General features: G+C 34.0%; 24 protein-coding genes. 4 read left to right on the forward strand and 20 right to left on the reverse strand.

The genetic code is table 11. From position 1 onward, the window contains the following. Window positions 1-5: 5 nt before the first annotated feature. The 7 genes from VSF34_RS08855 to VSF34_RS08885 all read right to left on the reverse strand — a co-directional run bounded on the left by VSF34_RS08855 (window position 6) and on the right by VSF34_RS08885 (window position 4,421). The gene (locus VSF34_RS08855) at window positions 6-305 is read right to left on the reverse strand and encodes a hypothetical protein (protein ID WP_326716945.1); all 300 of its coding nucleotides are present in this window, start codon (window positions 303-305) and stop codon (window positions 6-8) included. Continuing rightward, window positions 289-759, reverse strand: coding sequence for a prepilin-type N-terminal cleavage/methylation domain-containing protein (locus VSF34_RS08860; protein WP_326716946.1), 471 nt, complete (start codon window positions 757-759; stop codon window positions 289-291). The genes VSF34_RS08855 and VSF34_RS08860 overlap by 17 nt, the downstream gene beginning before the upstream one ends. After that, the gene (gene comGC, locus VSF34_RS08865; RefSeq protein ID WP_326716947.1) at window positions 746-1,048 is read right to left on the reverse strand and encodes a competence type IV pilus major pilin ComGC; all 303 of its coding nucleotides are present in this window, start codon (window positions 1,046-1,048) and stop codon (window positions 746-748) included. The genes VSF34_RS08860 and comGC overlap by 14 nt, the downstream gene beginning before the upstream one ends. After that, complete coding sequence (comGB, locus tag VSF34_RS08870; RefSeq protein ID WP_326716948.1) at window positions 1,048-2,148, reverse strand: competence type IV pilus assembly protein ComGB; 1,101 nt, start codon at window positions 2,146-2,148, stop codon at window positions 1,048-1,050. The genes comGC and comGB overlap by 1 nt, the downstream gene beginning before the upstream one ends. Beyond that, the gene (gene comGA / locus VSF34_RS08875) at window positions 2,066-3,016 is read right to left on the reverse strand and encodes a competence type IV pilus ATPase ComGA (RefSeq protein ID WP_326716949.1); all 951 of its coding nucleotides are present in this window, start codon (window positions 3,014-3,016) and stop codon (window positions 2,066-2,068) included. The genes comGB and comGA overlap by 83 nt, the downstream gene beginning before the upstream one ends. Window positions 3,017-3,148: 132 nt before the next feature. Next, entirely contained in the window at window positions 3,149-3,871 is a 723-nt protein-coding gene (locus VSF34_RS08880) for a YebC/PmpR family DNA-binding transcriptional regulator (protein WP_326716950.1), read from the reverse strand. Window positions 3,872-3,926: 55 nt separating this feature from the next. Continuing rightward, the gene (locus VSF34_RS08885) at window positions 3,927-4,421 is read right to left on the reverse strand and encodes a VanZ family protein (protein WP_326716951.1); all 495 of its coding nucleotides are present in this window, start codon (window positions 4,419-4,421) and stop codon (window positions 3,927-3,929) included. 98 nt (window positions 4,422-4,519) lie between these two features. Here VSF34_RS08885 and VSF34_RS08890 point away from each other — a divergent pair, with 98 nt between their 5' ends. The 3 genes from VSF34_RS08890 to VSF34_RS08900 all read left to right on the forward strand — a co-directional run bounded on the left by VSF34_RS08890 (window position 4,520) and on the right by VSF34_RS08900 (window position 7,845). After that, window positions 4,520-6,331 carry a M3 family oligoendopeptidase gene (locus VSF34_RS08890; protein WP_326716952.1) on the forward strand — a complete coding sequence of 604 codons (1,812 nt, stop codon included), beginning with the start codon at window positions 4,520-4,522 and terminating at the stop codon, window positions 6,329-6,331. Window positions 6,332-6,701: 370 nt separating this feature from the next. Then, window positions 6,702-7,739: an ISL3 family transposase gene (locus VSF34_RS08895; RefSeq protein ID WP_326718064.1), complete on the forward strand. Its 1,038-nt coding sequence runs from the start codon at window positions 6,702-6,704 to the stop codon at window positions 7,737-7,739. Beyond that, complete coding sequence (locus tag VSF34_RS08900) at window positions 7,735-7,845, forward strand: transposase (RefSeq protein WP_370659285.1); 111 nt, start codon at window positions 7,735-7,737, stop codon at window positions 7,843-7,845. The genes VSF34_RS08895 and VSF34_RS08900 overlap by 5 nt, the downstream gene beginning before the upstream one ends. A 148-nt stretch (window positions 7,846-7,993) precedes the next feature. Here VSF34_RS08900 and VSF34_RS08905 read toward each other — a convergent pair whose 3' ends face one another. From VSF34_RS08905 to queA, 7 genes are all read right to left on the reverse strand, one after another. Then, a complete protein-coding gene (locus VSF34_RS08905) occupies window positions 7,994-9,421 on the reverse strand; it encodes a C40 family peptidase (RefSeq protein WP_326716953.1) in 1,428 nt (475 codons plus the stop codon). A 143-nt stretch (window positions 9,422-9,564) separates the two neighbouring features. Then, window positions 9,565-10,092 (reverse strand): rod shape-determining protein MreD, encoded by a 528-nt coding sequence (mreD, locus tag VSF34_RS08910; RefSeq protein ID WP_326716954.1) that lies wholly within the window; start codon window positions 10,090-10,092, stop codon window positions 9,565-9,567. Next, a complete protein-coding gene (gene mreC / locus VSF34_RS08915; protein ID WP_326716955.1) occupies window positions 10,092-10,958 on the reverse strand; it encodes a rod shape-determining protein MreC in 867 nt (288 codons plus the stop codon). Before mreC ends, mreD begins: the two co-directional genes overlap by 1 nt. 172 nt (window positions 10,959-11,130) lie before the next feature. Then, window positions 11,131-13,734, reverse strand: coding sequence for a bifunctional acetaldehyde-CoA/alcohol dehydrogenase (adhE, locus tag VSF34_RS08920; protein ID WP_370659286.1), 2,604 nt, complete (start codon window positions 13,732-13,734; stop codon window positions 11,131-11,133). Window positions 13,735-13,976: 242 nt separating this feature from the next. Further along, window positions 13,977-14,360, reverse strand: a complete 384-nt coding sequence (gene yajC / locus VSF34_RS08925; protein ID WP_326716956.1) for a preprotein translocase subunit YajC — start codon at window positions 14,358-14,360, stop codon at window positions 13,977-13,979. A 78-nt stretch (window positions 14,361-14,438) separates the two neighbouring features. Then, window positions 14,439-15,584, reverse strand: a complete 1,146-nt coding sequence (tgt, locus tag VSF34_RS08930; RefSeq protein ID WP_326716957.1) for a tRNA guanosine(34) transglycosylase Tgt — start codon at window positions 15,582-15,584, stop codon at window positions 14,439-14,441. Between the two features lie 16 nt (window positions 15,585-15,600). Next, window positions 15,601-16,635, reverse strand: a complete 1,035-nt coding sequence (gene queA / locus VSF34_RS08935; protein ID WP_326716958.1) for a tRNA preQ1(34) S-adenosylmethionine ribosyltransferase-isomerase QueA — start codon at window positions 16,633-16,635, stop codon at window positions 15,601-15,603. Between the two features lie 190 nt (window positions 16,636-16,825). Between queA and VSF34_RS08940 the strand changes: the two genes are divergently transcribed. After that, entirely contained in the window at window positions 16,826-17,473 is a 648-nt protein-coding gene (locus VSF34_RS08940) for a hypothetical protein (protein WP_326716959.1), read from the forward strand. A 35-nt stretch (window positions 17,474-17,508) separates the two neighbouring features. On the opposite strand, the gene VSF34_RS08945 is transcribed toward VSF34_RS08940, so the two are convergent. The 6 genes from VSF34_RS08945 to mutL all read right to left on the reverse strand — a co-directional run bounded on the left by VSF34_RS08945 (window position 17,509) and on the right by mutL (window position 22,739). Further along, a complete protein-coding gene (locus VSF34_RS08945) occupies window positions 17,509-17,946 on the reverse strand; it encodes a CsbD family protein (protein WP_326716960.1) in 438 nt (145 codons plus the stop codon). A gap of 109 nt (window positions 17,947-18,055) precedes the next feature. Beyond that, on the reverse strand, window positions 18,056-19,018 hold the full coding sequence (gene ruvB, locus VSF34_RS08950) for a Holliday junction branch migration DNA helicase RuvB (RefSeq protein ID WP_370659287.1): 963 nt from the start codon (window positions 19,016-19,018) through the stop codon (window positions 18,056-18,058). A gap of 62 nt (window positions 19,019-19,080) precedes the next feature. Next, window positions 19,081-19,698, reverse strand: coding sequence for a Holliday junction branch migration protein RuvA (gene ruvA, locus VSF34_RS08955; RefSeq protein ID WP_326716962.1), 618 nt, complete (start codon window positions 19,696-19,698; stop codon window positions 19,081-19,083). A 112-nt stretch (window positions 19,699-19,810) separates the two neighbouring features. Then, window positions 19,811-20,239, reverse strand: a complete 429-nt coding sequence (gene msrB / locus VSF34_RS08960; protein WP_326716963.1) for a peptide-methionine (R)-S-oxide reductase MsrB — start codon at window positions 20,237-20,239, stop codon at window positions 19,811-19,813. Between the two features lie 4 nt (window positions 20,240-20,243). Then, entirely contained in the window at window positions 20,244-20,795 is a 552-nt protein-coding gene (locus VSF34_RS08965; protein ID WP_326716964.1) for a Maf family protein, read from the reverse strand. 12 nt (window positions 20,796-20,807) lie between these two features. Further along, window positions 20,808-22,739: a DNA mismatch repair endonuclease MutL gene (mutL, locus tag VSF34_RS08970; protein WP_326716965.1), complete on the reverse strand. Its 1,932-nt coding sequence runs from the start codon at window positions 22,737-22,739 to the stop codon at window positions 20,808-20,810. Window positions 22,740-22,752 lie beyond the last annotated feature (13 nt).

Consider the following 22,752-nt stretch of genomic DNA (forward strand, 5'->3'; position numbering starts at 1 on the left):
ATGAATTATTTCCGAGAAAGATCTAGGATGACATTTTGCTTTTCTAAAATCAATTGACCATCACCACTTTCTATTATCTTAATACCAAACAACTCACATTTTTCTTGAACAGCTTCGTTTGTTTCTGACAAGTCAAATTTGACTATCTCCGAAGCAAATATAGCAAGTTCTAACATATCTTGTTGTCTTTTTGTTTGTTCCCTTAAAAAAATAAGACTATCCAACATAAACAATATCCCTACAGTGACAATAAACATAGCTAATAATGCTTCAGATAATAAAAAACCCTCACAATTTTTCTTCATGTCGCATCACCTTACTATTGGTCATCTGCACTTTATATTCGATACTAACTTGGTTAACAACATCAATAAAAGTAAATATCATAAGAGATGAAGGACGTCCAGTAGAACTAGATAACGTTAATTTATCTATCCCTTCTAATTTATATACCTGAACACTTAAACCATTGCCAATATTTAATATCTCCATTTGATTTTTACCATTTTTTGAATATGTAAAAAAAATAGACTGCCTATTACTATCTACCTCGATAAGACTAGGAAATCCTGTCATAATAGCATGTTGCTGACATTTTTCATATAATCTTTCAAATTGATTTAATTGCTGATTAATACTTCGTTGTTGTTGCCACTGAGTATATTTTAAAACAGGTATGATACTAAGAATGCTAACTATCAATAACACACAAACACTCTCAAACAAAGTGAAGCCTTGTTGATCTTTAATCCTTTTCAAGAGTAATACCTATTTTTTCAGCTTTTTCTTGTTGTTCTTTGGATATATACCCGCCTTTTTCTAACACATCTAAACTTTGTGCCCTTTTTGAATTATCTAAATAATACATCTCAGCTTGGGTTTGAATAACTTTTTCTAAAGCATCATCACCTTGTTTATTAATACTTGCTTGTTGTTTGGTTAAATTAGGAACAAATAAAATAAGTAATACAGCTATAACTAATAGTACAATTAACATCTCTAAAAGAGTAAAACCATCATTTTCTTTTTTCCATTTTTTTAAAATCATCAATAAAACTCTCCCATTCCACCATAGATTGGTAATAATAGTGATCCATAAATAGATACAATTAAGACTGCTATTAAAATGAACGTCATTGGTTGTAGATATTGAATGATTTTCTCCCCCTCACTAATAAAAGTTTCCCATTCTTTTTTCCCATACATGACAAGCTCTTCCCCAAGCCTACCATTTACCTCTCCTTGCCTGATAATCAAAGTCAATTCTGGAGTTAAAAAATGCCACTGTTTCATCGGCTCATTCATAAAATAGCCTCTTTCGATTTCCCTTTGAATTTCTCGTGCCATCTCTTGCATCAAAGGTGAATACCCATCTTGTTCCATCACTAAAACAACAGATTTAAATGTCATCCCCTGTGATAATAAATTCCCCCATTCTGTTGCAAAAAGGGCAGTGTAATAACTGGTTACTAACTTCCCAACAATAGGTGTCTTAGCTAAAAAATTCATTTTAATAACTTCTGATTTTTCACCTAGATATTTTATGATTAAAAAGAAAGTCAGTAATCCTACCAATATAGACAAACTACCCCACCTCAACCCTTGATCTAGCCAGGCAAAAGACTTGGGAGCAGATGACTCTTGATCCATGGATAAACTAGATAATTGCGGTATGATAAACTGTTTCATACCTATTAGCATCAAGACTAAAAATAGCAATAAAGTTACCGGGTAACTTAGTATCTTTAGCATATCTTTTTGCTGTTTTCCTTTTTCACTCATTTGTTTTGACATTCTTTTCAAGGTAGAAACCATATCCCCATGAATTTCAGCAAAACGCAAAGGAGCTAATTGATTTTTCGTAAACCCTAATGTTTCTAAACTTTTTGCTAACGTGTCACCTTTTAGTAATCTCTTTTCAATATAACGAAGCTTCCCTTTTTGTTTCTTAGATACCATCATCATAAAATGAATACTTTGTTCTAAACTAAAGCCATTGTCTAAAAGTTCCCCTAACAGCGTCATAAATCTTTGTCTTTCTAATTTACTAAACCTATTTGACTTCTCACCTTTTTTTATAGATTTCCAAAACTTCTTTAGTGATTTTTTCTTGTTTATACGCCAATTGTAAGTTTTTTTCCCACTCATTATTTTCCTCATTATCTAATATGTCATATAACACACCATATTCATGATTTTTCATAGGAATCATCTCTTGGTAAACCACTCCTTTCACACTTTCTTTAATATCTTGATCAGATATCCCTAGTTCTTTCAATCTAATCAATACACCTTTTTGATTCATAGCATGAATCGTTGAAAATACTAAGTGTCCTGTTAAACCAGCACGAACTGCCATTTTGGCTGTTTCACTATCTCTGATTTCACCAATCAACAATACATCTGGTCTATGTCTTAAACAAACTTTGATTAACTCTTGGTAAGTTAAACCAATTTTTTCATTTACTTGAAACTGAACACAATCATCATCTTCAATCTCAACCGGGTCTTCAATTGTTATGACTTGTTTGTGTTTTAAATGAATTAATTCTTGTAGTAATAAATGAGTGCTCGTTGACTTACCCGACCCTGTAGGACCAGCAAAAATAAATAATCCTTGTCTTGGTATCATTGTTTTAAGACTTTCAAATTGTTTTTGATCAATAAATGCGATATCTTCTGTTGTTTTAATTGGATAAAGAAAACGAATCACCAATGTTTCACGATTTAAAAAATCGGCGACTGTTGATAAGCGGATACGATAAGTTTGTTGCTTCACCTTAACTGATGTTGAACCCATCTGAACTTTTCTCTTTTCAGCAATATCCATACCTGCTAAATACTTAAAGTACAAAATAAGTTGCTCTCCAGTTTTTTTGTCTATGTACTCATAATCCTTTATTTCTAAATGAAAACGAAAAGACAAATGGTATCCTTTTTTCTTTGGTAAAATGTATAAATCACTCATTTTGTTCTTATACCCATAATGAATCAAACGCTTAACAAGTTGTTTCATCTCCTCCCCCCTAAACTTACTTGCTTATTTAATATATTCGCTAAATATTTAATTTTTATTTTTTTGTATAAAAAATTGAGTAGTTTTAATCACTAAATACCATGATCAAAACTACTCAATTTCTCTTACCTATTATTCAGCAGATGTATAAACTTCTGATACATCATCATCATCCTCTAAAGCATCTACAATACTTTGTAAAATATCACTATCACCCTCAGAAAGTGTCGTTGAAACTTGAGGCACCATTGTCAATTCTGCTTGTGCCAGCACGTAACCTTCTGCTTCTAAGGCATCCCTGACTTGAGTAAAGTCACTAGCTTCTGCATAAATCTCAAACACATCATCTGATATGATAATGTCTTCCCCACCTGCTTCAAGCACACTCATCGTCATCACATCTTCATCCACATCTAGTTCTTCTCTTTCAATAGCTATATAACCTTTTCGATCAAACATATAAGCTACTGAACCAGTTTCGCCAAGAGATCCACCATTTTTATTGAAGGCTACTCGTACGTTTGTCGATGTTCTATTTTTATTATCAGTTAATGTTTGAACTAAAATAGCAACACCACTTGGACCATACCCTTCATAAACAACTTCATCATATTGTTCACCTTCACCAGCAGTTGTCGCTTTTTTAATTGCCCTGGTGACATTATCATTTGGCATATTGGCACTTTTTGCCTTATCTAGAGCTAGCCTTAGCGAAGGATTAGTTGTTGGATCTGCCCCTCCTGCTTTTGCTGCCACATAGATCTCGCGTGTTAGTTTTTGAAAAATTTGACCTCGTTTAGCATCTTGAGCACCTTTTCGATTTTTTATATTATTCCACTTAGAATGTCCCGCCATACTAAATCCCTACTTTCTTTTTAGTTATTACTTATATCATAGCATATTTTAATGTCTATTTTTTCCTAACTAAAAACCAAATTAACAACACCACACAAGCAGTTAATGCCCCTGAACTGTCTAGCATCACATCTTGAAATAAAGGGGTTCGACCTCCTGTTAACATTTGATGGAATTCATCCATAGCAGCATATCCTGTGGCGCTAAACCAAGAGATAATAGCAACTAAATACACTGGTTTTAGTTTAGGTTTTAACACTAAAAATAAACTACCACCTAGAACAAAGAAAGTAAAAAAATGGGCTCCTTTTCGAATAAAAAACTCAATAAACTTAGCATAACCCATGGTTTTAATACTCACTACCGAATTAGCATAGGAAAATTCAATAGATGATAAACTTTCTTTAAAAGGTTCCCCTGGTAACCAATTTTCTAAAAAAGGGACTGAATTTTGTTGTTCATAGGTTTGAGAAGAGCTGATAAATAAAACTAACATAATCAAACAGCAAATAATTAAATAAGCATAACCTGATTTAAACTGTTTTTTCATTATAAATACCTCGTTTTCTTAAATTAAACCGCATTTTTATCATTATTTTTTAATTTTTAGTGTATAATAACAATTACATATTGAAAGGGGATACTATTATGACATATTCATTAACATGGGATTTAGACTCAATCTTTGATGGAGGAGTCGAATCTGAAGCTCTAAAACAACGTATTTTACTTCTGGATGATCAAATTACAGAATACCAAACACTCGTGACTGATTGGAATCCTGACACTGATAAACCTGAGTTTAAACAATTTGAAATAATCATGACTGTTCAAGAGAAGGTTTCAAATGGTTTGGGACAAACATTTAGTTTTGTTAATGCCATTCAATCTGCTGATGTCTCTAACAAAGAAGCTGGTAGTTTACTTGCTGGATTATACACTAAACATACTGGTTTTCAAAATGCTGAAGTCTTACTGACGAAGAAACTTACCTCTATGCCTGATGCTACTTGGTCTCAACTTCTAGAAACACCTATTGCAAAAAAACAAGGAGTTACTTTTAATCTAGAAGAAACAAGACATACTGGCAAACGTTTGTTAAGTGAAGAAGAAGAAACAATCATTAACCAACTTTCCACAGATGGCTTTAATGCTTGGAGTACACATTACGATACGATTGTAGCCAATATTACCATTCCTTTTGAAGAAGATGGTGAAGTTATTGAACTATCTGTTGGACAGGCTTTTAATAAAATGATGAGCAGTGCTGATAGTGATACACGTAAACGTTTATTTGACAAGTGGGAGGAAGTTTGGTCTCAGCAAGCACCATTATTTGCAGATACCTTAAATCACCTTGATGGGTACCGTCTAACAAATAATAAACTTCATGGTATCACAGATCACTTACAAATTCCTTTAGAATACAACCGTATGCAAGAAAAAACATTGACTGCTATGTGGGATGCTATCGCAGCTAATAAACAACCATTCGTTGATTTCTTAACACGAAAAGCTAATTTGTTTGGAAAAGAAAAAATGGAGTGGCAAGATCAAGATGCTCCTGTTATTTTAGGTGATTTTGAAGAAAAACGTTATACTTTTAATGAAGCAGCAGATTTTATAATAGAGAACTTTAATAACTTTAGTCCTAAAATGGCTGATTTTGCTAAAATGACATTTGAAAAAAGTTGGATCGAAGCAGAAGATCGTCCTGGAAAACGCCCTGGTGGTTATTGCACTGGATTTCCTGAAAGTCAGGAGTCACGTATCTTTATGACTTACGGAGAATCAGTGAATGAAGTATCTACTCTAGCTCATGAACTAGGACATGCTTACCACTCACACGTTATGTGGGATTTACCTGCAATAAGCCAAGATTATGCTATGAACGTGGCAGAAACTGCTAGTACCTTTGCTGAATTGATTGTTTCTGATGCGACACTTAAACAAGCTTCATCAACAGAAGAAAAAATTAATTTATTAGATATTAAAATTCAAAATGCGATTGCCATGTTTATGAATATCCATGCTAGATTTATTTTTGAAAATAACTATCATGAAGCAAGAAAACATAAAGTACTGACAGATACAGAAATCACTGACTTAATGTTAGAAGCTCAAAAAGAAAGCTATAAAGACTCTCTTGAATCTTACCATCCACATTTTTGGGCAAGCAAATTACATTTTTACATTGATAGCGTACCTTTCTATAATTTCCCATATACATTTGGTTACTTATTTAGTCTAGGTATCTATGCTCATGCTGCAAAACAAGGTAAGTCATTTGAAGATGAATATGTTGCTTTACTACGTGATACTGCGTCTATGACAACAGAAGAACTAGCTCTAAAACATTTAGGTATTGATTTAACTAAACCTGACTTCTGGCAAGCTGGTATTGATATCATTATTAAAGACGTCAACGAATTTTTAGAATTAACCAAACCATATGTATAACATTTCAATAGAGGCTAGCTTAAAATCCAGCCTCTATTTTTCTACATGAATAATTATGTATAACTAAATGATAATATCTAACCTAGCCTCTTGGATTAAAATAAATGGGTCTATAATAAATCGTGTTGATGGATAGTTTCCATTAACACGATTTTTTGTTTTTAAATACAAAAAGGAACATCCAAACATGATAAAATAAAGTCGACAAAAACCAAATTATCAGGAGGATGTTCCCATGGATAATCATACTAGAAAATGACTTAATTTAACAGACAAATCTATTATTTTTGAAAAAGATTGGTTAACTGAGGCTACTATTAGAGGTAGACGCTCAAATATAATAAGGGGAAGACTAACGTCTCCAGACAGAATATGCCCCTCTTGTCATCAGAATACGTGTGTTAAAAATGGTACTTATACTACTAAAACACAGCTACCAGAGTTTAATAGGATCACAACTTATTTAGAACTTAAAAGAGAACGATATCTATGTAAAGAATGTCATACAACATTCAGTGCTGATACTGCGTTAGTCGATGACTATTGTCATATATCGAAAACATTAAAGTATCAAATCGCCTTAGATTTGAAAGAAGATCGTTCAAGAAAAGAGATTGCTAGATTCCATCATGTTTCTGATAACACGGTACAACGTGTTTTATACGACTTTACCAACCACTGTCTAACCAACTTTCAACATCTACCAAAAGTACTATGTATCGATGAATTTAAATCAACTAAGTCATGTCAATCTGGTATGAGCTTTATTTGTGCTGATGCTGAAAGTAAAAAGATTATTGATATTTTACCAGATAGACGCCTCTTCTCTCTTATTAAGTACTTCCTGAAATACTCCAGAAAAGAGCGGTTAAAAGTGAAGTTTCTCGTCATGGATATGAATGCCAACTACGGTGGCCTTCTTAAAACTGTATTTCCACATGCAGAAATTGTGACAGATAGATTCCATATCATTCAGCATATCAATCGTTCTTTTAATCAACTAAGAATAAAAGAAATGAATCAATTAAAACGTTATGATAATGAAGAAGCAAAACAATACCGGAGAATAAAAAAATATTGGAAACTATTTTTAAAAGACTCTAGTCAATTAAGTGCCACTACATATAGTAATTATCCTCTTTTCAATAAAAGTATGACACAAGTTGGTGTCATTGAAGAACTTCTTTCCTATAACTCAACTATAAAAATCGCATATGATTATATACAAGAGTTAAAATATGCTTATGAAACAAAGGATTCAGACTTATTTTTAGAATTAACCCATCCTATCTCTAATGAGCTTCCTAAGGAATTTAAAGCCAAGTTCAAAACATTCCAAACCTTCAGGCAAGGTTGTTACCAATGCTTTAAATTATTCTTATTCAAATGGTTTTTTAGAAGGAATTAACAACCGAATCAAAGCTATCAAACCAACAGCCTATGGTTACCGAAATTTCTTAACTTTTAAGCGACGGATTTTCCTTATTCAAGGTCAATCATTTCAATTTAATTAAAAAGAAGAAGGAGGAAAAATCCCCCTTCTTCTAATGCCCTTATTTTATCAATTTTTAAATATCAACACGATTTGACGAAGAGCCAAAAAAAGTTAAGTTAAGACAAAAAAAGGAATGACAATTAAGTCATTCCTTTTTAAATAATTTCTTAGTTTACACGTACTCCAAAATCTGGAGACCATGCTGAAATACTTTGAACTGTTACTGATTCACCTGGTTGTGGTGCATGGATATATTGTCCACCACCTACATAAATACCAACGTGATGAGTCGCTCCTCTAGCTCCCCAGAATACTAAATCTCCTGGTTCTAATTGACTTAGAGATATTTGAGTTCCAGCGCTTTCTTGAGGTACAGTCCAACCACCGATTTCTTTACCAGTTGATTGACGATATACATAAGAAGTAAAACCTGAACAGTCAAATCCACTTGGATCTTTTCCGCCCCATACATATGGAACACCAATGTATTTATAAGCTTCAGCAACTACTGCACTACCATTTGCAGCTGGTGGTGCTGGTGTTGATGGTTTTGGTGCTGGAGCTGGTGTTGATGGTGTTGATGGTGCTGATGGTGCTGGTGTTGATACTTCTTCTTCTACTTCATAATCGCCATTATCTTGAGTTGTAGAAGAGTTATCGTTGTTATTTGTATTCACAACCTCTTCTGAACTATTGTTGTTTGTATTTTCGCTTGTTTCATCTGTTGGAGTTGATACTGTTGTTTCTTCTTTTACAGTTTCATCTTTAGTTGCTTCTTCTTTTACAACTGATGATGTTGTTGTTTCTTCTTTTACAGTTTCTTCTTTAGTTGCTTCTTCTTTTACAACTTCTTGTTTAGCTGCTTCTTTAGCTGCTTTTTCTGATTTCTCAGCTGCTTGACGTTGTGCTTCACGTTGTGCTTCTGCAGCTTTTTGTTCAGCTACAAATTCTTGTTTTTTACTTTCTTCAGTTGCTTTTTCAGCTGAAATTTGACTTACAGCTGCTTTTTGTGCTAATTCTTGGTCCTCTAACTCACCTTTTTTAGCTTCTAGAGCTACAGCATTTTCTTGAACAACTGCTGCTTTTTTTTCAACAGTTTCTTTTTTCTCAACAACAGCATCTTTATCTGCTTTTTGTTCTTTCATCATTGAGTTGTTAGCACCTACTAGACGAGTAGCAGCTACTACTTTAGTAACAGCATCAGATACAGAATCAGCATTTAAAACTAAATCTACAACGTTAGAATTTGCTGAATCTACTTGTACAGATCTAGCTTGCTCTTTAATAGATGCATCACGTTTTTGGATACGTTTTTCTAAATCTTTTATTTCACCATTTAATGAAGTGATTTCTTTACTTAATTTTGCTTGTTCACCTTGTAGAGATTCTGCTTCTTCACGAATAGATGAAATGTTTTCTTGAATAGAAGCTAATTGCTCATGAGCCTGTGCTTCTTGACTTGCTAAAGCACTAATTTTTTGGTCTTGCTCAGCAATTTTTGAATTAGCATCTGCTGCTTGTGCAACAAAGGCACCAGATGTTGATGTTATAACAATACTACTTAATAATAAAGTTGATAGAATTTTCTTTTTCACGTTTTATTTTCCTCCATGTAATAGATATCTTCTAGTAATTTCAAATGTATTTTTCTTGATTAATTTAACTTTTAATTTCAACGACAAGGTCATTGTAACACACCTACATGTCACTCATATAATAGAAATGTTACAAAAGTATTTCAACGTGCCTTCTTTTTCTTTTTTAATCCGAATAATTTAGATAATGGAATAACAAACAATGTGATATAGAGTGTGTTAATCAACAAGGTAGGCGTTAAATTTCTAGTAAAAAAGTCTAAGAACGTTGTATTCGTTAAATTAAAGGCTGTTAATAATAAAACTCTACCGATGGATAATAATGTCACAAATACGATAAAACTTAATATCAATGTAAATGTATTAGGAATAACATGCTCAAACAAAAGATACATCAATAAAACTAGTAAAGGATATAAAATCAGATTAATCCCTATAACATTATAAAAGTATGAGTCATACAACAAGCCAATAACAGCTGCCCAACTAGTTAAATAGACTTTGCCTACTTTAAATGTTGAAAACATAAATAATAGAAGGGTTAAATTACTAGTAAAAGTCATAGGTACAGCAAACAAACTCATCAATCCACTACTAATATGCGCATCTACTAACATCGTGATAAACAATAAGATTGGTAGATAGTAAGAGAAATATTTTGATTCGCTCATTATTTTTCTCCTGTTCCGACTAAGCGTTTAATAACTGTCACATGTGTTACATCATACATATCTGCAACAGGTGTGACTAATACTTCTGAATCTAAACCTGTTTTGCTCTTTTTAACTTCTGTCACTTCACCAACAACTAATCCTTCTGGTGAATTACTACCCAAACCACTTGTTACAACAGCATCACCCTTCTTAACATCCTCAACTGTTGTCAGTTGAGAGACAACTAACGTATTTGTTTTACTGTTGTACGACTCCATCAGACCATAGGCTTTTTTACTACCGTTTGTGTTAATTTTAACAGGAAAATGGTTAGTATTTTGGTTTTGAGTCGTTAATAGTTCTACCTTAGCACTGTTGGCTTCAGCAATGATCACACGTCCTACTAAACCTTTATTACCCATGACAGCCATATTAACCTCGACACCATCTTTTGTCCCTTTGTCAATAATCAAAACATCTTGCCAACTATCAGGAGAGCGATTAATCACATTAGCATTAACTGTTTCATAATCAGTTAATGTCTTAGATAAGTCTAACTGTTCTTTTAGTTTCTCATTTTCAGCTTTTTGATCTGCTAATTCTGTTTCAATCGTCAAACTATGATCCATACGACGTTTTAATGCTTCATTTTCAGAGTAAGTATTAAATAAATTATTAATACTTCTGACGCCATTTTCTAAGCCTCTAAATGGAGCCTTGATAATTTTATCAATCTGAGCAACAGCGTTGTTGATTTGTGATTGACCTGGCATACTTTTATTTTTATCATTTCTCTGAATAGCACTAAACGTCACTAGTAATACAATAATTACTGCAACAGTTATGGCAATAATAATATTTCGACTTGAATTAAACTTTTTCACTTCTTCACCTCAAAATTCTTCTATAACTGAATATACATCCGTCTTATTCTATCATTATTCCTTTTATTTAGCCATAAATCTATGACATGTTTCAAAAAAATTAATAAAATGAGGCTATAGACAAAAAAACTGATAGAAACGAAACGTTTCTATCAGCAACTTTCATAAAAGATTATCCTTCATAAGCATCAATAATGATTTGTTTTAGTTCACTAATTAATGGCTCTTTTGGATTAGCTGTTGTACATTGATCTTCATAAGCAAGCTCTGCCATACGATCAACTGTGTTATCTAATACTTCTTGAGTTAAACCTTGTGCTTTTAAGTTCATATCAATACCACAACGAACACCTAAATCATAAACAGCTTCAGCAAGGGCTGCTACTAGTTCCTCATTTGTATCGCCTTTTAGACCTAAATACCTAGCCACATCAGCATAATCTTGATCTGCTCTAAAGTAATCATATTTAGGGAAGATAGCATGTTTTGATGGGTCTTTAGCATTATAGCGAATAATATGTGGCAGTAAAATAGCATTCGTACGACCATGTGGGATGTTATACTCTCCACCAATCTTATGAGCGATTGAGTGACAAATTCCTAAGAAAGCATTGGCAAATGCCATACCAGCCATTGTCGAAGCATTATGCATTTTTTCACGATTTTCTAAATTAGGTCGTTTCACTGAATCTTCTAAATTATCAAAGACTAGCTTAATTGCTTGTAAACTTAATCCACGAGTGTAATCACTTGCCATCACTGATACATATGATTCTAGAGCATGAGTTAACACGTCCATTCCAGTATCAGCCGTTACAGAAGCCGGTACACTTAATACAAATTGTGGATCAATAATCGCTACATCTGGTGTTAAGGCGTAATCTGCTAGTGGGTATTTCACATGTGTTTCACTGTCAGTAATAACTGCAAATGGTGTTACTTCAGCTCCTGTCCCTGATGTTGTTGGAATACTTACCATTTTAGCTTTTTTAGCTTTTGGAATTTTATAAGCACGTTTTCTAATATCCAAGAATTTTTGTTTTGCTCCAAAGAATTCTGTCTCTGGATGTTCATAGAATAACCACATACCCTTAGCTGCATCCATTGCTGAACCACCACCAATAGCAATAATAGTATCTGGTTCAAATTTAGCCATCTGCTCAGTTCCAGCATACACTGTATTTGTTGAAGGGTTTGGTTCAACATCTGAGAACACTTCAAAGGTTACTGGTTTCTCACGTTTCATCAATTCATTGATTACACGGTCCGTATAGCCTAATTCCACCATACCAGGGTCACACACGATAAACGCACGTTCAATATCATCCATATCTTGTAAATATTGTAGAGAATTTAACTCAAAATAGATTTTCTCAGGTAATTTAAACCATTGCATATTATTTCTCCGTTTCGTTACAGTTTTTGTGTTAATTAGGTTAACTGACGTCACGTTTTTAGATACTGAGTTTTTACCATAAGAGCCACAACCTAATGTTAATGATGGAATCATTTCATTATAAATATCACCAATACCACCTTGAGCTGCTGGTGAGTTGATTAGAATACGACAAGCATTCATTCTAAGTCCAAAATCTAAGTGTAAATCCTCATCTTCAGAATGCAGGACTGCTGTATGTCCTTCTCCGTTTAAACGTAACATTGCTTCACATAACTCTAAACCATGCTCTGTGTTCTCAGCTTTCATCATTGCTAAGACCGGAGATAATTTCTCTCTTGATAATGGGTAATCTTGTCCTACCCCATCAAGTTCTGCTACTAAAATTTTTGTTCCCTCAGGTACATTAATACCAGCATCTTTTGCAATAGAGACAGCTGAGTGACCTACAATTTTTGGATTAACAGCTGTTTTAGCTTCATTCATCACAGCGTTTTCTAATTTTTCTAATTCATCAGGTTTAACAAAATAAACTTGGTGTGCTTCAAATTCACGTTTCACATCATCATAAATTTCTGAATCAACGATGACACCTTGTTCTGATGCACAAATCATCCCATTATCAAATGATTTAGACACGATTAAATCATTAACAGCTCGTTTTATTTTAGCTGACTTCTCAACGTAAGCTGGTGTGTTACCTGGACCCACCCCAAGAGCTGGTTTACCCGTTGAATAAGCAGCCTTGACCATACCAGACCCACCTGTTGCAAGAACTATTGCTACACCCTCATGATTCATTAAACCATTTGTTCCTTCAATAGATGGTGTATCAATCCACTGAATACAGTCTTTTGGAGCACCCGCTTTAACGGCTGCATCACGAACAACTCGTGCTGCTTCTGCTGAACATTTTTGAGCTGATGGATGGAAAGCAAAAATAATTGGATTACGAGTTTTAATTGCAATCATCGCTTTAAAAATAGTAGTTGATGTCGGGTTTGTTGTCGGTGTTACCCCACAAATTACACCTACTGGATCAGCTATTTCTATAATTTCTTTTTGTTTATCTTCACTAATGACACCTACAGTTTTATCATTTTTAATATTATTCCAAATGCTTTCTGAGGCAAACATATTTTTAATCGCTTTATCTTCATAAATACCACGTCCAGTTTCTTCAACAGCCATTTTAGCTAAAGGCATATGCTCATTTAGAGCTGCCATGGCCATTTGATGAACGATATGATCCACTTTTTCTTGGTCGAATGTTTTCATTTCTTTTAAGGCAACTTGTGCGTTAGCAACTAATTGGTCAATCTTGTCAGTAATCGTCTCTTCTACTACTACGTCAACTTTTTTATCTTTTGTTTTCAAAATAATACCCTCCAGAAAAATTCGTTATTTACTTCACAAACAAAATATACAACATATCGATCCTTTTGTAAACATCTTTTTGTGATTTTTTCCACTTTAACAAAATGAATACGTTTTCCGAAGCGCTTCGTTGTTTAAATAAGGTTTGTTTTAGAAATAAACATATTGAAATAACCTTATAAAAAGAAAGATATCCCTATGATTGATAAAAAAATCACATGGGTTTTATAAAAAAAGAAGAAAGCTTATTTGCTTTCTTCTGATTCTACTTGCTCTTCAATAACTTCAGTCGTGTCTTCTTCCACTACTGTGTCATCTGCAACATCTGTTGTCACTGTTTCTGTCACAACTTCTGCTACTGGGGTATCACTTGGTTTTACATTTTTAATAGCACCGCGTTCGAATTCTAAATAAACACCTTCACAATCAATTGTGACTGTTCCTTTATCTGTATCGATTTCATGGACAATACCGTATAATCCACCAATCGTGATGATTTCGCTTCCTGGTTTTACACTATCTAATAATTGTTGGCGTTGGTTTTGTTGTTTCTTTTGAGTACGATTCATAAAAAACATCATCCCACCTAAAACTAATAGTAGTGGTAAAAAATTTGCTAATCCTCCCATGCTTACACCTCACTTTTCTTATTCACAGATAACTGTAACAAATTTTTAACCAATTAACTATACTTATTTTAACAAAATTTAGAAATTCTTAGCATTTTCTTTATTAAAACCATATTCTTCGAAAAACGCTTCTCTAAATTCTAATAAATTGTCATCCATGATAGCTTGACGAACTTGTTTCATTAAATTTGTTAAGAAATATAAATTATGATATGACGTTAAACGAATACCAAATGTTTCATCACATTTAATCAAATGACGAACATAAGCACGAGAATAATTACGACAAGTGTAACAGTTACATTTCTCATCAAGAGGTCTGAAGTCACGGGCATACTTAGCATTTTTTACAACTAAACGACCTTGACTTGTCATACAAGTACCATTACGAGCAATACGTGTTGGCAAGACACAATCAAACATATCAACTCCTCTGATTACCCCATCAATTAAAGAATCAGCTGTCCCAACACCCATTAAATATCTTGGTTTATCATCAGGAATTAGAGGCGTTGTGTATTCTAGAACACGGTTCATCTCTTCTTTAGGCTCACCTACAGATAATCCACCAATTGAGTAACCTGGAAAGTCCATCCCAATTAATTCTTTCGCACTTTGCTCACGTAAGTCTTTGTATCCTGCTCCTTGAATAATACCAAATAAGCCTTGACGATCTGGATTTTTATGAGCTTTTAACCCACGCTCTGCCCAGCGTGATGTTCTTTCAATCGATTTTTTAACATAATCATGACTCTCTTCAAAAGGAGGACACTCATCAAAACTCATCATAATATCTGGTCCTAATTTATTTTGAATATTAATCGCTTTTTCTGGTGATAAGAACATTTTAGAGCCGTTTAAATGATTTCTAAAATGAACCCCTTCTTCTTCAATTTGACGCATATCTGAAAGTGACCAGACTTGGAATCCACCAGAATCTGTTAAGATACCACGGTCCCAATTCATGAATTTATGTAAGCCACCAGCCTCTTCTACAATATCCTCACCAGGACGTAACCATAGATGATAAGTATTACTTAAAATAATACCAGCATCCATCTCTTTCAATTCTTCTGGTGCAATAGTTTTAACTGTAGCAAGCGTTCCTACTGGCATAAACATAGGCGTTTGAAATGTTCCGTGAGGTGTAATAATTTCACCTAATCTAGCTCCTGTATGTTTTTCCTTTTTTATTAAACGATATTTAATCGCTGGTTCTGTCATTTTTTTATCTTCCTCTCTATTTTACAAACATAGCATCACCAAAGCTAAAGAAACGATATTCTTGAGCTACAGCGTGTTTATAGGCATGCATGACATTATCTTTTCCTGCAAAAGCACTGACTAACATAATGAGTGTTGACATCGGCAAATGGAAATTAGTTAAAAAAGCATCCACAACTTTAAACTTATAACCTGGTTTAATAAAAATATCTGTCCAACCACTATCTGCTTCAAGTTTACCATCAAATTTAGTGCCAATGGTTTCTAGAGTCCGAATCGATGTCGTTCCCACAGCAACAACCCTGCCTCCATTTTTCTTAATCTCATTTAAAGTCTCAGCCGATTCTTTAGTTAATTTATAAAATTCACTATGCATATGATGATTATCTAAATCATCCACACTCACAGGTCTAAATGTTCCAAGGCCTACATGAAGAGTTAAATAGACTAGTTTCACACCCTTATGTTGAATTTTCTCTAAAATGTCTGGTGTAAAATGTAGTCCTGCAGTAGGGGCTGCTGCTGAACCATTTTCCTTAGCATAAACTGTTTGGTATCTCTCGCTATCAGATAAACGCTCCTTGATATAAGGAGGTAGTGGCATCTCTCCAAGAGATTCTAATATTTCTAGGAATACCCCGTCATAGGAAAACGTAATAATTCTGCCACCATGCTCTAACTCCTCATCGACCACAGCTGTTAACCTACCATCACCAAAGGAAATCACTGTTCCTTTTTTAGCACGTTTAGCTGGCTTGATTAACGTCTCCCATGTGTCACCTGTTGTATTTGTTAAAAGAAGTACTTCTAAATGTCCACCTGTCTCTGGTTTTTCTCCGTGAAGTCTGGCAGGTAACACACGAGTATTATTCATGACAAGAGCATCTCCTTGGTGCAGCTCCTCAATAATCGCTGGGAACTCTTTGTCTTCTATTTGACCTGTTTTTTTATCTAAGATTAATAATTTTGAGGCTGCTCTATTTTCTAGAGGTGTTTGAGCAATCAACTCCTCTGGTAAATCAAAATCAAAATCTGTTGTCTTTAATGTCATCTTGAACACCTATTTCCTTTCAAAAAAGCTTTCTGTAGTATTCTATCATCTTTATCTCAAAATAAAAATAGTCCCAAGTATTAACTCATATATTTCCAATAAAAAGATATATCCATCAAGACAGTAGAAGATAAAAAGATAGTTATTTGGTATAATAAAAAAAACTTGTTAAAGGAGATATGAACTTAATATGTTTAAATCTAGTATTTACGAAGCTCTCACCTTCTTCATCTTTTTAGTATTTTGGTATATTTTAGTCAAAACTAGTCGTAACGCTAAGCTAAAACGAATCGACTCAAATAGAAAAGCCATTCATACTTTGATAAAAAAGGCATACCCTTTGATTTTTACAACAACAAAAAATATTATTCTATTAGTTTTTTTCATTTGCGCTCTTTTTATTTTTGACTTAAAAGATGTGAAAATAGCTTCATATTTTCCCGTATCACTAACTGCTTTGTCTCTACTTTTAACGACATCTAATATTTCTAATAGTTTATTTACTAATGATGAGATTGATCCTAATAACAATATTAGAGAAATTTATTTGGGGCGAGTGCTGTTTACGGCAATGATTTGGTTATCAATTAATATTTACTCATTTTGTATTCCCTTACTGGATTTAACTTTTTTACCAGAGCATTTCCAAAAATTAATTGTCATTATTTTTCTAGAAATTTTCTGTTTAGGGATCCTACTTATTTTCGATTTATTAGTTTCCACTATTAATATTTATTCCAAGAATTCACTTAAAGAAAAACCTACTCACAAAAAGCATGATGCCTATATCAAGCGCCAACAAGTAAAAAAATGGCATTCAAGCTCTAGACGCAAATAAAAAAAGAAAGCTGTCTAGCTTTCTTTTTTCATTTATTATTTATTATCTTGATGTGCTTCGTGTTTTTTCTCTAAATGGTTGTCGATTTTTTCTTTAGTAAACTGTGTTGCACCTACTACTTCTTCGACATTCCCTTTTGTTTTTAAGATTTTGTCGCCACTATGTTTGCCTTCAACTTCATCTAATTTACCTTTAACCATCATACTTGTTCCAGTACCAATCACATCATCAATGATTTGAGATGTTTGTTTTGTAATATCATTAGCAACGGCACGAGAAGCACCAATCACTTGATCCATCTTACCTTCTCTTGCTAAGTCATCATTATGCAAGACATGTCCTGCGAATTCTTCTGCATGACCTTTAATAGATTGTTTGTTCCATTGAGGTTCTTGCATTTTTTTCCATACAGCATAGGCATAACCTGCTGCTACTCCCACTGCGATTCCTAAAATTACGTTTGATTTTTTCATATTTGTCAAACCCTTTCTTAATCTCATGATACATCTAGTATACCTTAAAACATAAGAAAGTTCTAATAATAACCCTTCGTTTCTTAAGTCATTTAATAATTATTTAATTTTATTCCTTCCAGTCGTATCCTAAATGTTCATAAGCTAGATAAGTCGCTACTCTTCCTCTTGACGTTCGCTTGATAAAACCTTTTTGAATAAGATATGGCTCATACATATCCTCAACAGTTTCCCGCTCCTCACTAATGTTAACTGCAATCGTTGTCAACCCTACCGGACCACCGTCATATAATTCAATCATAGCTTTTAATAGTTTTTGATCCACATAATCTAATCCCTTATGATCCACTTGTAACATCTTTAGAGCCTCATCAGCAATTTCATCCGTCACAAGCCCCTCACTCTTTACTTGAGCAAAATCTCTCACCCGCTTTAATAAACGATTAGCAATTCTAGGGGTTCCTCTTGATCTTAAAGCAATTTCATATGCACCACTTTCCTCAATAGTCACATCAAATATATCAGCAGAACGCAGGACAATTTCTTTTAAATCCTCTGTTTCATAATATTCCATGTGGCACACAATACCAAAACGATCCCTTAAAGGTGCTGATAACATGCCTGCTCTTGTAGTGGCCCCAACTAAAGTAAAGGGAGGTAATTCAAAATGAACAGGATGAGAAGTTGGCCCTTGACCTATCATAATATCCACATAAAAATCCTCCATAGCAGAGTATAATAATTCTTCTGCTACACGAGGTAATCTATGAATTTCATCAATAAACAACACATCTCCTGGTTCTAATTCGTTTAATATTGCTACTAAATCTCCAGGTTTCTCAATGGCTGGACCACTAGTCGTCTTAATTTGAACATCCATTTCATTAGCAATAACCATGGCCATAGTCGTTTTCCCTAACCCTGGTGGTCCGTATAATAATACGTGATCTAGAGCCTCTTGTCTTTGCTTAGCTGCTTTGATATAAATATGAAGCTCTTCTTTGACTTTTGTTTGCCCTATGTATTGGGATAAGGTGCTTGGTCGTAAACTTTTCTCTGCCACATCTTCCATCTCATGCTCGTGGCTTTCATAAGAGACAATACGTTGTTCTTCTTCCACGTAAGTTTACCTCCTTATTTTTTCATTAATAATTTTAAACCAATACGCAAATACTCATCTGTTGTTTTATCATGATGACTTTCAAGCTCTCCCTTAATTCGTTTAATATCTCTTTCAGAATAACCTAAAGCTTTTAGTGCCTCAAGGGATTCATCTAGATAAGGAGAAGTACTTGTGGCAAATAGTTTTTCTTGTGAGCCTGCCACTGGTGTTTTAACTAAATCAATGGCCACATCATCTAATTTACCTTGTAAGTCTAAAATTAATTGTTGAGCTGTTTTCTTCCCGACACCTGGAAATTTAGTTAAATACGTAGCATCTTGTGACTCAATAGCATTGACTAAACCTACATGATCATCTAAAGCCATAATAGCTAGACCACTTTTTGGCCCTATCCCTGATACACTAATCACTTTTAGAAACAATTGTTTTTCCTCTAAAGATGAAAAGCCATATAAGGTGTGGGCATCATCTCGAATTACTTGATGCATATAGATTTTAATTTCCTGATTTAACTTGCTAGAGTAGCGAAAGGGATTCGCTACAGCAATCTGATAACCAATATTATTAACATCTAACACAATGTAATATGGGCTGATAAATGTCACTGCCCCTGTCATATATTCAAACATAATAATCTCCTTTTCCCGTACGCATGTTCCCATAAATTGTACCACAATAGACTTTTCAGGTATAGCTAATAAAAAGATGAAGCTGACTTTTAGTACAGCTCCATCTTTTTATTTAAGATTTAAACAAAGTTAAATACTCTTTATAGCCTTGACTCTCAAGCTCTGATACTGGGATAAACTTTAAAGCTGCACCGTTAATACAGTAACGTAAACCACCTGCTTCTACTGGGCCATCAGGAAACACATGACCTAGATGAGAGTTGGCCTGCTCACTTCTTACTTCCGTTCTAACACGAGTCAAACTAGTATCTTCTAGTTCTTTTAAAGTAACAATTGGTTTTGTAAATGAAGGCCACCCACAACCTGCATCATATTTATCTAGGGAAGAAAATAGAGGTTCCCCACTGACAATATCCACATAAATCCCCTCATCAAATAAAGCATCGTATTCACTTGTAAAAGGATACTCTGTTCCATTTTCTTGAGTTACTTGATATTGAATCGGTGTTAATCGTTTTCTTAAGTCATCTTGATTTGTCATCTTCTCACCTACCTAACTCAGTAAATAATTGATTTAAATAACCAATCGGTAAACCAACAACTGAAAAATAATCACCAGAAATTGATTTTACAAATAAGCTCCCTTGATCTTGAATCCCGTAAGCACCTGCTTTATCACTAGCCTCACCAGATTTAATATATTGCTTAATATGTCCATCTTCTAATTCATAGAACACAACATCTACTATCTCTGTGTGCTCATATACGTTTTCTGGTGTGATGACACACACTGCTGTCATCACTTGATGTGTTTTACCACTTAAAGAAGATAACATGGCATAGGCATCTTGATCATCAATTGGTTTACCTAAAATGGTATCACCAAGTACAACTGTTGTGCCACACCCAATAATCACCTCATCAGGATATAATTCTTTGATTTTTTCAGCCTTATTTTTAGCCATTCGCTCAACGTAGTATTTTGGTGTTTCATTAATATCTACCGTTTCATCTATGTTAGCTGGAGCAATAGTGAAATGACCTGTCACTTTTGATAATAATTCTTTTCGTCTTGGTGATTGTGAAGCTAAAATCATCTTATCATCTCCTTAATGTGGATCTTGAATTCGTTTGAATAATTTTTCCATATCTTGATTATTAAAATGGATTAAAACAGGCCTACCATGAGGACAGTTAAAGGGATTATCACATAATTTAAGCTCCTCTAACAAGGATCTTGCTTGGATATCATTTAAATGATGATTAGCTTTAATCGATTGTTTACAACTCATCATAATCGCTGTGTCTTCTCTAAACTTGGCTACATCTACTCTACCTTCCTCTAAGAAAATAGCTATCATTTCATGAATAGCGGCCTCTTCTTGGTTTGGCTCATACCAAGTCGGGTGTGAGCGTACGATAAAGCTTTGCTTACCAAAGTCTTCAAGTTCAATTCCCACCTCTTCAAAAACAGCTATGTTTTCTTTAATACGAAAGTATTCATCTTTTGGAAATTCTAGCACAATTGGTACAAGTAATTGCTGTAAATCATCAGTCACCTCACCTATCTTTTTCCTGAAATATTCGTATTTAATTCGTTCTTGGGCTGCATGTTGATCAATAATATAGAGACCCTCCCTACTTTGAGCAAATAAATAAGTGCCATGCATCTGTCCAAAGTATTCTAAATCCGGAAACTCATGACTAGGTATATCCTCTTCAATAGGTTCTAATTGATCAGCTTCAATAACTGGGACATCTTTGAGTGAATGAACAGTTTGGTCTATCTCACTTGCTAAACGTATGTCTTCATGTACAGTAAAAGGTTTTAGTGAATCAGAATCTTCTTGTGGTTTCTCAACAAAAGAAGGTGATACTTGTTCTTCATTTTTGAGATAAAAATCACCTGTTTTAGAATCATAAGCTAAGTTAGTCTCTTTTATTTTTGGCGTCAATTTTTCTTTGGTAGAATGAAAAGATAAACTTGTCTGCTCTAAAGTACTCTCTGACTCTACTTCTCTTCTAAAAGGTTTAGTGTCGTTAACTCGAGGTATCAAAACTTCCTCACCTAAAGCTCTGGAGATACTTCGCTTAATCAACTCCACTAATTCTTTTTCCTTGCTTAGCCTCACCTCTTGTTTTGTCGGATGAACATTCACATCTACTAAAAGTGGATCCATTTCAATAGATAAGACAGCAATAGGAAACCTGCCAACCATTAGCTTAGAGCCGTAACCTTCAACAATACTTTTATTAAGAGCAAAATTTTTAATGTAGCGGCCATTAATCATAATAGAAATATAATTACGGCTAGCTCTTGTGACTTCTGGTAATGACACATACCCCACTAACTTAAAGTCTAAATCATCTCCTGTAACTTGCATCATTTTCTTAGCAGTCGCTACACCATAAACACCCGCAATAGCTTGTTTTAAATCACCATTCCCTAGTGTTTTTAGCAACTGATTACCATCATGAACTAATCTAAAGGCAATACTCGGATGACTCATTGCCAATCGATTGACCACATCAATCACATTTGATGTTTCAGTTTGTAGAGTCTTCACATACTTCAGTCTAGCTGGTGTATTGAAAAAGAGCTGGCTCACTGTCAAATTAGTTCCTTTTCTTAAAGAATGAGGCTTTTGTTCCTTAAGCTCACCTCCTGATAAAAAGACAAATGACCCTTCTTCTCCTGTCGACGTTTCTAGTGTCACTTCAGACACAGAGGCAATACTCGGTAAAGCCTCTCCCCGAAAACCTAAAGAACGAATTCTAAATAAATCTTCTCTATTATGAATCTTACTTGTAGCATGACGCTTAAAAGCATTAAGAACATCATCACTTTCAATACCATCTCCGTTATCAATAACTTGAATAGTTTTAAGACCTGCTTCTTCAATAAATATATCAATCTGTGTGCTATTTGCGTCAATAGCATTTTCTATTAATTCTTTAACAACTGAAGCAGGTCGCTCCACTACCTCTCCAGCGGCAATCTGATTGGCTAATATTTGAGAAAGCTCTTCAATTTTTGCCATTTGATTATTCCCT

Source organism: Vagococcus jeotgali (assembly GCF_035918315.1).
In the GTDB taxonomy this organism is placed as follows: Bacteria; Bacillota; Bacilli; order Lactobacillales; family Vagococcaceae; genus Vagococcus; species Vagococcus jeotgali.